Source organism: Limnohabitans sp. Rim8 (genome assembly GCF_943326455.1).
Classification (GTDB): Bacteria; Pseudomonadota; Gammaproteobacteria; order Burkholderiales; family Burkholderiaceae_C; genus Limnohabitans_A.
On sequence record NZ_CALPTI020000041.1, the window covers coordinates 1 to 11657 of the forward strand.

General features: G+C 60.9%; 10 protein-coding genes. 9 read left to right on the top strand and 1 reads right to left on the bottom strand.

Going from position 1 to position 11657, the window contains the following annotated elements:
- The first annotated feature begins 417 nt into the window (after window positions 1–417).
- From Q1M54_RS16215 to Q1M54_RS16245, 7 genes are all read left to right on the top strand, one after another.
- Entirely contained in the window at window positions 418–2340 is a 1923-nt protein-coding gene (locus Q1M54_RS16215) for an ATP-binding cassette domain-containing protein (protein ID WP_300559507.1), read from the top strand.
- 63 nt (window positions 2341–2403) lie between these two features.
- Window positions 2404–3021: a LysE family translocator gene (locus tag Q1M54_RS16220; protein ID WP_300559510.1), complete on the top strand. Its 618-nt coding sequence runs from the start codon at window positions 2404–2406 to the stop codon at window positions 3019–3021.
- Window positions 3022–3031: 10 nt separating this feature from the next.
- The gene (locus Q1M54_RS16225; RefSeq protein ID WP_300559513.1) at window positions 3032–3943 is read left to right on the top strand and encodes a DMT family transporter; all 912 of its coding nucleotides are present in this window, start codon (window positions 3032–3034) and stop codon (window positions 3941–3943) included.
- Between the two features lie 21 nt (window positions 3944–3964).
- Window positions 3965–5149, top strand: a complete 1185-nt coding sequence (locus tag Q1M54_RS16230) for a PLP-dependent aminotransferase family protein (RefSeq protein ID WP_300559516.1) — start codon at window positions 3965–3967, stop codon at window positions 5147–5149.
- 23 nt (window positions 5150–5172) lie between these two features.
- Window positions 5173–6096 carry a PhzF family phenazine biosynthesis protein gene (locus tag Q1M54_RS16235; RefSeq protein WP_300559519.1) on the top strand — a complete coding sequence of 308 codons (924 nt, stop codon included), beginning with the start codon at window positions 5173–5175 and terminating at the stop codon, window positions 6094–6096.
- Between the two features lie 49 nt (window positions 6097–6145).
- A complete protein-coding gene (locus Q1M54_RS16240; RefSeq protein WP_300559522.1) occupies window positions 6146–6820 on the top strand; it encodes a histidine phosphatase family protein in 675 nt (224 codons plus the stop codon).
- Between the two features lie 75 nt (window positions 6821–6895).
- Complete coding sequence (locus Q1M54_RS16245) at window positions 6896–8056, top strand: hypothetical protein (protein WP_300559524.1); 1161 nt, start codon at window positions 6896–6898, stop codon at window positions 8054–8056.
- 58 nt (window positions 8057–8114) lie between these two features.
- Here the strand turns inward: Q1M54_RS16245 and Q1M54_RS16250 are convergent, their stop codons facing one another.
- Complete coding sequence (locus Q1M54_RS16250) at window positions 8115–8942, bottom strand: creatininase family protein (protein ID WP_300559526.1); 828 nt, start codon at window positions 8940–8942, stop codon at window positions 8115–8117.
- A gap of 100 nt (window positions 8943–9042) precedes the next feature.
- Between Q1M54_RS16250 and Q1M54_RS16255 the strand changes: the two genes are divergently transcribed.
- Both Q1M54_RS16255 and Q1M54_RS16260 read left to right on the top strand, forming a co-directional pair.
- Window positions 9043–11412 carry a thioredoxin family protein gene (locus tag Q1M54_RS16255; protein ID WP_366146264.1) on the top strand — a complete coding sequence of 790 codons (2370 nt, stop codon included), beginning with the start codon at window positions 9043–9045 and terminating at the stop codon, window positions 11410–11412.
- Window positions 11413–11475: 63 nt separating this feature from the next.
- Window positions 11476–11657: uroporphyrinogen decarboxylase family protein (locus Q1M54_RS16260; RefSeq protein ID WP_300559528.1), on the top strand; the 182-nt coding region annotated here is incomplete at its 3' end.

Sequence of the window (11657 nt, forward strand, 5' to 3'; positions counted from 1 at the left end):
ATAAATTGGAATCGACGTGGTCACCATCTCTGATTTCCACATCTTTTTTACTTCATGAGCGTTTGTTAGCTAATTAAAGCTAAGTTCCGAAGAACTTGGCAATCACCATCAAACGCCCACGCTTATCGGCTGTATATTTTTAAAGAACCCAAGGCAATTATCATCACCCCGTCTTGCTACGCTGCGATCAGCGAAGCCTTGAATTATGACACAGTTTTTAAGCCTGCGTCAAGTTTTTGAAAATTTATTTCGATCCGCAAATCTTTTCAAAAACTTCTTCACTGCCGAATGCGCTTGTCTTGCGAAAGCTGATTTGTGTGCAGCGAAGCCCTCCATTGTGGCACAGTTTTTTGGCCCTCAACCATCTTTTTGAATTTTTTCTTCTAATTTTTGCAGCCACCCCGGGATAATGGGCCCATGGCATTACTCACACTCCTGAACGCGTCTCTGGCTTTTGGTCATGTCGCCCTCCTTGATCACACCGACTTTTCTTTGGAAACCTCGGAACGCATCGGCTTGATTGGTCGCAACGGCACAGGCAAATCTTCCCTGCTAAAGATACTGTCGGGCATGGAGCGTGCTGATGACGGTAACTTGCATGTGCAGCAAGGGGTTCGCATCGCTTACGTGGCTCAGGAACCTGTGTTGAACGATGCGCACACCATTTTTGAGTCTGTGCGTGAGGGTTTGGCCGAAGTCGTGAAATGGATCGACGATTACACGCACAGCCGAGGCGACCTGGATACCTTACAAGGACTGATCGAGTCACGAGATGGTTGGGGCTGGGAGCAAAGACTGGAAGAAACCCTGCAACGCCTGAAACTCGACCCCAATGCGGTTGTTCAGTCTTTGTCTGGCGGCATGCGCAAGCGCGTGGCATTGGCGCAAGCTCTGGTCACACGACCCGACGTTCTGCTGTTAGACGAGCCCACCAACCACCTTGACTTGAATGCCATCACTTGGCTCGAAGACTTGCTGATCGACTTCAAGGGCAGCGTCATTGCCATCACCCATGACCGTGCCTTTTTGGACCGCATTGCGACCCGCATCATTGAGCTGGACCGGGGCAAATTGCGACCATACCCTGGCAACTACGCGGCCTACCAAATTCAAAAAGAAGAGCAACTGGCTCAAGAGGCCGTGATTCAGGCCAAGGCAGACAAATTGCTTGCCCAAGAAGAAATCTGGATCCGCAAAGGCGTGGAAGCCCGCCGCACCCGCAGTCAAAGCCGGATCACACGGCTGCAAAATCTCCGTGGCGAGCGCGCGGCACGCCGAGAAAAAGTCGGCAACGTCAAGATGGAAGTGGCCTCTGGCGTGCCCAGCGGCAAACTGGTGGCCGAGCTGACCGACGTGAGCAAAAGCTTCACCCAACCCGACGGCAGCGTGCGCACCATCATTGACAAGTTCACCGGCACCTTGCTGCGCGGCGACAAAATCGGCTTGCTGGGTCCCAACGGCGCGGGCAAAACCACCTTGCTTAAACTGATATTGGGCGAGCTTGAGGCCGACAGCGGCGAAGTTCGCCGTGGCACCAAAATGGAAGTGGCGTACTTTGACCAGATGCGCGACGCACTGGACTTGGATGCCACGCTCGAGGACTTCATCAGCCCTGGCAGCGAGTGGATCGAAATCGGCAACAAGCGCCAGCACGTCAAAAGCTACCTGGGCGACTTTCTGTTCTCACCCGCACGCGGCACCTCACCCGTGCGTTCGCTGTCCGGCGGCGAGCGCAACCGCTTGCTGCTGGCGCGTTTGTTTGCACGTCCGGCCAACGTGTTGGTGCTGGACGAACCGACCAACGATTTGGACATCGAAACCCTGGAACTGCTCGAAGAGCTGCTGCAAACCTACGAAGGCACCGTGTTCCTGGTCAGCCACGACCGCGCCTTCATGGACAACGTGGTCACAGGCATCATCGCCTGCGAAAGCGCACCGGACCAGCCGGGCTTCTGGCGTGAATACGAAGGGTCGGTGCAAGACTGGCTGACCCAGTCGCAACGCGCTCAAACCATTCGGGCCCAAGCCGCACAAAAAAGCGGCGCTGCAAACGCCACCGCGTCGACAGCATTGAGCCCTTCGTTGAGCGCCAGCGCTCAACCCACTGTTGTGCCCACACGCAGCAAACTCAGCTACAAAGAGCAGCGCGAGCTGGCCGATTTGCCCCCCAAGATCGAAGCGCTGGAAAAAGAGCAAGCCAATGCACGCGCTCAACTGGCGGACGGCAGCATCTACCAACGCGACCCGGGCTTGGCACAGCAACTGTTCAAGCGCGACGCCGAAATCGACGATTTGTTGTTGGCGGCCATGGAGCGCTGGGAAATGCTGTCGGCACGCTGAAGTCAACTTTCTATGTCGAAGCGGCGACCTGAAAAGTGGCCGTTTGGCCCTACATTCAAAAACATGACCCCCACAGAACTCAGCGCCTTGTTGGTGTTGGTCACCGTGAGCAGCTTCACGCCCGGGCCCAACACCACCTTGTCCACCGCCATGGCTGCCAACCACGGCCTGCGTCGGGCCATGCGGTTTGTGTGTGCGGTGCCGGTGGGCTGGGGCATCTTGTTCACCTTATGCGCCACGGGCTTGGGCGGTTTGGTGGTGGCTTTCCCACCTTTGCGCTGGGGCATCGTGGTGCTGGGCAATGCTTATTTGCTGTGGCTGGCCTCGCGTTTGTGGGCCAGCGGCAGCTTGCAACAAGCCGACAGCGCCAAGCTGCAAGTCGGTTTTGTGCAGGGCGTGGGCCTTCAGTTTCTCAACATCAAGGCGTGGATGCTGGCGCTCGCCATCGTCGCCGGGTGGGTGGCTGGGCGCGAAGACGCCACGGCACGCACGCTGGTGCTGCTGCCCATCATGGTGGCCTACGGTTTTGTGAGCAACCTGACCTATGCAGTCGCGGGCTCCATGCTGCGCCACTGGCTGGCACACGGGCGACGCCTGCTGGTGTTCAACCGCTGCATGGCCATGGCGCTCCTAGCCACCGTGATCTGGCTGCTCAATGGTTTGCGCGCCACAGGCGTATGAAGGCGCGCCCATGCAAACCATAAAAGCTCAAAATCAAGGCCTGTGGCTCGGGCTGCTGGGTGTGGTGATCTTTGCGCTCACATTGCCCATGACGCGCCTGGCCACCGGCACGGCAGATGCGCCGCAACTGTCGCCTTGGTTTGTCACTTGGGGGCGGGCAGCGCTGGCTGGCGTGTTGTCGGCGGCTTACCTCTTGGCTGTGCGAACGCCTTGGCCATTGGCCGAGCAACGTGGGCCTTTGTATTTGTCACTGGCAGGCAATGTGATCGGCTACCCGCTCCTGCTGGGCTGGGCCTTGCGTCACGTCACCGCCAGCCACGCGGCCGTCATCACTGCCTTGTTGCCCCTGGCCACCGCCGCAGCAGCGGCTTGGCTCATGCACCAGAGAGCACGCTTGGGCTTTTGGGTGTTCGCAGCACTGGGTAGCAGCTTGGTTGCGGTTTACAGCGTGCTGCGGGCCATGCAAATGGGGCATGGCTTTGGCCTGACCTGGGCCGACACTTTGCTGCTCGGCGCGGTGGTCGCCGCATCGCTGGGCTATGTGGCCGGAGCCAAAGTCACCGCCAGCTTGGGCGCTGAAAAAGTCATCAGCTGGGTTTGCGTCATGGCCTTGCCCATCACATTGCCAGGTGCCTGGCTGACCTGGCCCACACAGCCGATCGCCTCCACCGCGTGGCTGGCTCTTTTGTACGTCGGGGTGTTCTCCATGTGGGCCGGGTTTTTCGCCTGGTTTCGCGGCCTGTCTCTGGGCGGCCCGCTGCGTGTGAGTCAGCTGCAATTGCTGCAGCCCTTCATCAGCATTCTGGCCGCTGTCCCTTTGCTGGGAGAATCGCTGGATGCGATGACACTGGGCTTTGCCTTGCTGGTCGTGCTCACCGTCTTCATGGGGCGGCGCATGGCCAACACACCAGTCACCCGATAAACACAAACATTGGAGCAAAGAATGAACTGGACGCTGGCCCGACGTGCCGAAAAAATGAACCCCTCGGTGATCCGCGAGATCTTGAAAGTGACTGAAAAGCCCGGCATCATCAGCTTTGCGGGCGGTCTGCCATCGCCGCTGACCTTCCCGATCGACGCCATGCGCGAAGCCAGCGAGCGCGTGCTGAGAGATGACGGCAAAGCCGCCCTGCAATACGCAGCCAGCGAAGGCTACGCCCCCTTGCGCGAATGGGTCGCGCAAGACCTGCTCAAGCAAGGCATGAAAGTCAGTCCCGACCAGGTGCTGATCACCACCGGCAGCCAGCAAGGCCTGGACCTGGTGGCCAAAATCCTGATCGACGCAGGCAGCCGCATTTTGGTGGAGACGCCCACTTATCTGGGCGCACTGCAGGCCTTCACCCCGATGGAGCCTGTGGCCGCGGGTGTGGACAGCGACGAGCACGGTGTGGATGCCGCCGACCTGCGCGCCAAAGTGGGTACGGGTGCAGACAAAGCCCGCTTTGTGTACCTGCTGCCCAACTTCCAGAACCCCACCGGCCGCACCATGACCGAAGAACGCCGCGCCGCCGTGGCGCAGGTGGCCATCGACACGGGCCTGCCGATCATCGAAGACAACCCTTACGGCGACCTGTGGTTTGACACGCCCCCCGCGCCCTCACTCAGCGCGCGCCATCCTGAGGGCAGCGTATACCTCGGCTCGTTCTCCAAAATCCTCGCCCCCGGCCTGCGCTTGGGTTATGTGGTGGCACCCAAAGCGCTCTACCCCAAGTTGCTTCAAGCCAAACAAGCGGCAGACTTGCACACGCCCAGCTTCAACCAGCGCGTGGTGGCCGAAGTGCTCAAAGACGGCTTCATTGACCGCCATGTGCCAACCATCCGCGCCTTGTACAAACAGCAATGCGAGGCCATGCTGGCCGCACTCGACCGTGAAATGGTGGGCTTGGGACTCTCGTGGAACCGCCCAGTGGGCGGCATGTTCTTGTGGGTGCAACTGCCCCAGGGCATGAAAGCCATCCCGCTGCTGGACAAAGCCGTTGAAAAAGGGGTGGCCTTTGTACCGGGCTCGGCCTTCTATGCCCAAGACGCCAGCGAAAGCACGCTGCGCCTGTCCTTCGTGACCGCCACCGTAGACCAGATCAATACCGGCATGGCAGCACTGGCCGCAGCGATACGTGAATCGCTCTGAACCCACGCTGACCGAATATCGCCATGAAAACCCGTGCCTATCAACAAGTCGACGTCTTCACCGACACCGCCTTTCTGGGCAACCCGCTGGCCGTGGTGCTCGATGGCACGGGGCTGAGCGATGCACAAATGCAAATCTTTGCCGCCTGGACGCAGCTGAGCGAAACCACCTTTGTGCTGCCGCCCACGACCGAAGGGGCGGCAGGCAGCGCTGACTACCGGGTGCGGATCTTCACGCCCGGGGCCGAGTTGCCCTTTGCAGGCCACCCCACCCTGGGCACGGCCCACGCTTGGTTGAATGCAGGCAACACGCCACGACAAGCCGGTGTGCTGGTGCAAGAGTGTGGCGTGGGTTTGGTGACCCTCAAGCAGCAGCACGAGCGCTGGGCCTTTGCGGCGCCGCCATTGAACCGCTCAGACCTCTCGGCCGAAGAACTCGCGCCGGTGCTGGCGGCATTGGGGCTGGATGCGTCAGAAGTCATTGCCTCGCAACACCTGAACAACGGCCCGCACTGGCTGGGCATGCTGCTCCATGATGTGGAGACGGTGCTGGCCCTGACCCCTGACCATGCGGCTTTGAAAAAGCTGGGCACCAAAGTCGGCGTAGCCGCCAAGCGGCAAGCCCCAGAAGGTGGGCTGATCCGCCGTGCCAACCGCGAAGCCCGCGCCTTTGCACCGTCCACCCGCATGACCAACGACCCGACCGAACTGGAAGTGCGCGCCTTCGCCGCTCCCGTGGGCGTGGCCGAAGACCCGGTCACCGGCAGCCTGAACGCGTCGCTGGCCCAGTGGCTGATGGCCGATGGCCACATGCCCGACCGCTACAGCGCCCGCCAGGGCACGGTGCTGGGCCGTGCGGGCCAAGTATTCCTCTCCAAAGACGCACAAAGCCAAGTCTGGGTGGGCGGCGATGTGGTCGGCTGCATCCAGGGCGCCGTCACCCTCTGATCACCCCAGCGACAGGCGCAAGCGCCCGGGCTGCGCACAATTGCAGTCAATGGGAACACTCTATTTGGTCCGCCACGGACAAGCCTCTTTTGGGGCCGATGACTACGATCAACTCAGCCCGCTGGGCCGCCAGCAGGCCGTGCGCTTGGGTGAATACCTGCGGCCCAAACTGCAAGACAAGCCCATCGAGGCCGTGATGATGGGCAGCTTGAAGCGCCACCGCCAAACCTGGGAAGGCATTGCCGAGGGTGCGGGCTTGCCCCACACCCCGGCTGTGTGGCCGGGCCTGAACGAATACGACAGCCACGCGCTGATCGAGTCCATCCACCCCGAGCCACTGGCCAAGCCCGACACGCCCGAGCTGTACCGCCATCATTTCAGGCTGCTGCGCGACGCTTTGCAGGCCTGGATGGCCGGCCGCACCCAGCCGCGCGGCATGCCCAGCTACGCCGACTTTGTCGGCGGCATCGAGGCTGCGCTTGACCATGTGCGGCACAAACACACCGGCGACGTGATGATCGTCTCCAGCGGCGGACCCATCTCAACAGCCGTGGGCCGCGTGCTGGGCACCCCGCCTGAGACCACCATCGAGCTGAATCTGCGCATCCGTAACACGGCGCTGACGGAGTTCGTGTTCAACCCCAAGCGCCACATGCTGCTGACCTACAACACCTTGCCGCACCTGGACAGCGACGCACACAAGGACTGGATCACTTTTGCCTGAGTGAGCTCACGGCCGTTCCTCCTTTGCGCGTAATCCCTAGGCATGGCCTCAAAAACTCAGGGGCAAAATCAAAGGATGAATCTTTCTCCCACCAGGTCAGATCCTGGACATGCCCAAGGGGGTATCGCACTCAGGGCCAAGACTCCGAACGAAGCCGCTCTTTTGGCACTGGACCTGACCGCTTGGTTAAGTGGTTTTGAACTCCACATTTGGACACAAAAGGTCAGGCTTGACCATCCAGAGGGAGACCTGACGGTGCAATGCACCTTGCAGCCCAATGCCCTTGCGCAACTCATGCCAGACCACGACACACTGGGTTTGCACCAAAGGCTCAGCCAGACCCAAGATGACCCATCAAACTGGACGGTGGAGCGTGAGATTACCGTGGCTCTGCTGGGCTCGCCTCACCTCTTCAGCTTTGCCAACCTGGCGGCGCTGCAGTCCCATGTCAGGGTCAGGCGCAACATGGTGCTGGCCGCTCGCAAAACTGCGCTGGCGTTCAAAACTGAAGCGGCCGAACGCCCAGAAGCGGACTGGCACTACGAAGAGGGCCCTGGCTTCATCCTGAAACCTGGCCGACCGCTGATCGCCGCCTTGGTGGCCGCCACCCAGCCCGAAGCCACTGGCAAGCTGTACGATTTTTCTTGCTACCGCGCCACCGAATACGTGATTCTTTTGGGCATCGCCCAAGAATTGGCGGCCCACCACCCCGCCTTGCTGGCCGATTTGCAGCGACTCAACGAACGGCACGCGGTTCGGTCCGGACAATTCCACGATGTTTTTTTGATCGAATACGGCAGCATGACCGCGCCCTTGCCCAGCCGGTTTTATGTGCCTGGCGATCGGCTTTGGTTTCGCAATCCCGATGAACGCTCGTCCGACATCGAGGGTTACGAAGGCTCATGGGTGATCTACATGGGCGGTGGCCTGTTCAGCAACTTTTGGCAGCGCGATCGGCCTTTTACCTTGGAGTCGAAAGCGATTGAGATCTTTCACTGGCGACACGGCGCCATGGTGGACAGCCAAGGGCAATTGTTCATGGATGAGTCGGTGGTCGAACAGCATGTGGCCCAAACCGAGCGCGACCCCCAAGCCCGGCAGCAGGTGCTGGAGCGCATGGTACGCATGCGCGACCCTCAAGGTGTTTATGCCGAAGGCGGGTGCATCGACGCCACACGCGAGCACCCGCGAAGCGTGAGCCGAGATGACTGCCAATTGGTGTTGCCGACTTTTTGAAGCCCTGCACCGGATTCAACCCCGTCGAACAAGCCGACTCGACCCCCCTCAACAAGGCTCAGCCGATTTGTTCGCTCAAAGTGGTCGGGGGCAATTGGTCGATTTCGGTCAACAACTGCGCCAAAGCGCGGCCTGAAGCGTCCAGCAGTGCTTGGCCCTTGGTTGGCGTGGCCGCAGCCGCATTGCCCGCAGCGCCATGGCGGTTGTAGTCCTGCATTTGCCAACCCAGCTTGGCGCTTTTACCATTGCCCAAAATCGCGAACCGCTCGGCGCGGTCTTGCGCGGTGGAGCGGAAGTTTTGCGCCTGGTCCATGCGTACCGTGCTGGGGCGCAACGCCAGCATCATCGACGTTTCGGTGTCCCCTGCGTGCACACCAAAGCGGTGCTCCTCGGCGCTGAACATCGCGTTCACATCGCCGCCTTGAGCATCGCGCAAAGGCAAATTGAACCAACTCACGCTGTACACCAGCATGCCCAACCGAGAGCGCAGGTCGCGCGCCACGATGTCCATCACACTCACTTGTCCGCCGTGCGCGTTGAGCAGTACCAGTTTTTTCACGCCGCTGGCGGCCACCGATTCGCCAATGTCGGTCCACAAACGGATCACGGTCTCAGCCTTGAGTGTCAAAGTACCCACAAAACGTGCATGCTCAGGGCTCAAACCGACGTTTTGGGTGGGCAAAAACAAAGCGGGCAAATCGGCGGGCAAGTGAGGCAGGCAAGCCGTCACCACGCCGTTCACCAAATCGGTGTCTACCGATAATGGCAAGTGGGGACCGTGCTGCTCGGTGGCGGCCACAGGCAGAACAGCCATAACGCGGTCCAGCGCCAAAGTCTGAAAATCGGTGGTGGCCCAGTCGGACCAATAACGCGAGGGGTTTTGCATCCTTGGCATCTTAATAGAGCCGAGGCGTGTAAAGTGCCTCTCCCAGAGCGCCCCGCTTGAAATGTGGGGACACCCATGAAGGATTGTTGTGAAAGTTTCCATGATGTCTCGTGAATGGACCCGCTTGCAGGCTTGGACTGCTGTTTGGGCCCTTGCCTGCATCAGCGTCTTGATGGCATGGCCTGCGCAAAGCTGGGCTCAAAGTGGTGCGCTGTTTTCATCCCAACCCGCGGTATCGGGTACTTCGGCCGTCTCCAGCTCTTCTGGCAGCCGTGTTTTGTTGTCGGGTGCGCGCCCAGTGGTGAGTACTGAACAGGTGCGGGCCGAATTGCTGGTGCACGCCCCCCAAGGCATTCAAGCTGGCCAGACGTTTTGGCTCGGCCTGCAAATCGAGCACCAGCCCGATTGGCACACCTACTGGCAAAACCCAGGCGATTCGGGCTTGCCCACGCGCCTCCAATGGCAATTGCCCGCTGGTTTGCAAGCGGGTGACATCGTCTGGCCTTTGCCCAAAAAGTTCCCGATTGGCACCTTGGCCAACTATGGCTACGAAGGCCGTTTGCTTTTGACCGTTCCGATCACGGTGTCATCGGATTTCAAATTTCCAGCCAACACCCCCTTGACCGTGCAGTTGCAAGCCGATTGGCTGGTATGCCGCAAAGAATGTATCCCACAAGAGGGGCAATTGACCCTGAATCTGAGCTCTGCCACCGCACAAACGCCACATGCGGCCTTGTTTGAAAAAACCCGCAGCCAAAGCCCTCAAAAAATCGCTCAGCAGCAGCCTGCAGGGCCTGAGGCCATGGCTGGGCAGACCACCTTGTCGAACGACGGCAAAAACCTGCGCTTAGAAGTGCAAGGTCTGCCCGCCAACTGGCGCGGCCAGACGCTCAGCGCCTTCCCGGTCACGCCCCATGTGGTGCACAACGCAGCCGTGCAAGGCAAAGACTGGACACAAAAATGGCAAGGCACTGTCTGGAGCGCGCAAATCCCGGTGTCTGAGGAACGTGGTGACAGCCCACAAAGCATGCGCTGGGTGGTCGCTGCCGGGCCAGAGTCGTCCCCCAAAGCACCGGCTTTTGAGCTTGAAACGCCGTTAGCAGGCACTTGGCCCGCACTGACACAAGCCGCCCCCGCCGAAATCTCGCCGGCCCTTGCCAAGGCGCTGGCCGAAAATGCCCGGCTTGCAGAAAAACCAGCGGCCTCCACCACCACTATGGGCTTGGCCCTGGCCATTTTGGGCGCACTGGCCGGCGGCTTGCTGCTCAACCTTATGCCTTGCGTGTTCCCCATCCTGGCCATCAAGGTCCTGGGCTTTGCGCAAGCGAACACCTTGCAGACCCAACACCGTGCAGCGGGCCTGGCCTACACCGTGGGTGTGGTGCTGTCTTTCCTGCTGCTGGGCGGCTTGATGCTGGTTTTGCGGGCAGCTGGCGAGCAATTGGGCTGGGGGTTTCAATTGCAATCGCCACCCGTGGTGGCGGGCTTGGCGCTCCTGTTCACCCTGCTGGGCCTGAACCTGGCCGGTGTGTTTGAGTTTGGGCAAATGCTGCCCAGCCGCTTGGCCACACTGCAAAGCCGCCACCCGACGGTGAACGCCGGTTTGTCGGGCGTACTGGCCGTTGCCGTTGCCTCGCCGTGCACCGCGCCCTTCATGGGGGCATCCTTGGGCTTGGCCATTGCGCTGCCCGTTTGGCAGGCACTCATGGTCTTCGCCGCCATGGGCGTCGGCATGGCTTTGCCCTATCTGGCGGCGAGCTGGTGGCCGGGCATCGCCCGCGCCTTGCCGCGCCCGGGGACCTGGATGGTGACTTTCCGCCAAGCCATGGCGTTCCCAATGTTCGCCACCGTCATCTGGCTGCTTTGGGTCCTGGGCCAGCAAACCGACATCGACGCGGCCAGTGGCCTTTTGGCCTTGTTGCTCAACGTGGCTTGGCTGGTGTGGGCCTTAGGCCTGAGCGGTCGCACGCGTTGGGTTTTGAGCGGTTTGGCCCTGGTCACTTTGCTTTGGCTGGGCCGCAGTTGGTTGCCACAGGCTTTGCGCGAAGCACCGGCAGAACCGGTGGCCAGCGCCAGCGCAACCCCTACTGGCCAAGCTTCCGGGAGCGGCACAGCCAACGCACCCCTATGGCAAGCTTGGTCTGAAGCCGCTTTGCAAGCCCACCGGGCTGCAGGTCGCCCGGTGTTTGTAGACTTCACGGCCGCATGGTGCGTGACCTGCCAATACAACAAGAAAACCACCTTGGCCGATGCCCAAGTGCTGGCCGACTTTGCCGCACGCCAAGTGGTGCTCATGCGGGCCGACTGGACCCGCCGCGACCCGGCCATCACCCAAGCCCTGACGGCACTGGGCCGCAGCGGTGTGCCGGTCTATGCGCTGTACGCCCCAGGCCGTGCGCCCCTGTTGCTTTCAGAGCTGCCCAGCGTGACTGAAGTGCAAAATGCTTTGCAGGGGCTGGCGGCGCGTTGAGCCTGCAAATCGGCCCTCAAGCGACACCGTCAAACCCCGATCGCGGCCTGCCACAATAAGGGGATGAGCTCATTCGCCCCCCTCCAAAACGACAGCTTCCTGCGCGCCTGCCTGCGCCAGGCCACCGACCACACCCCCGTCTGGCTCATGCGCCAGGCCGGACGCTACCTGCCCGAGTACTGCGCCACACGCGCCAAAGCCGGCAGCTTCATGGGCCTGGCCACCAACGTCGACTTCGCCACCGA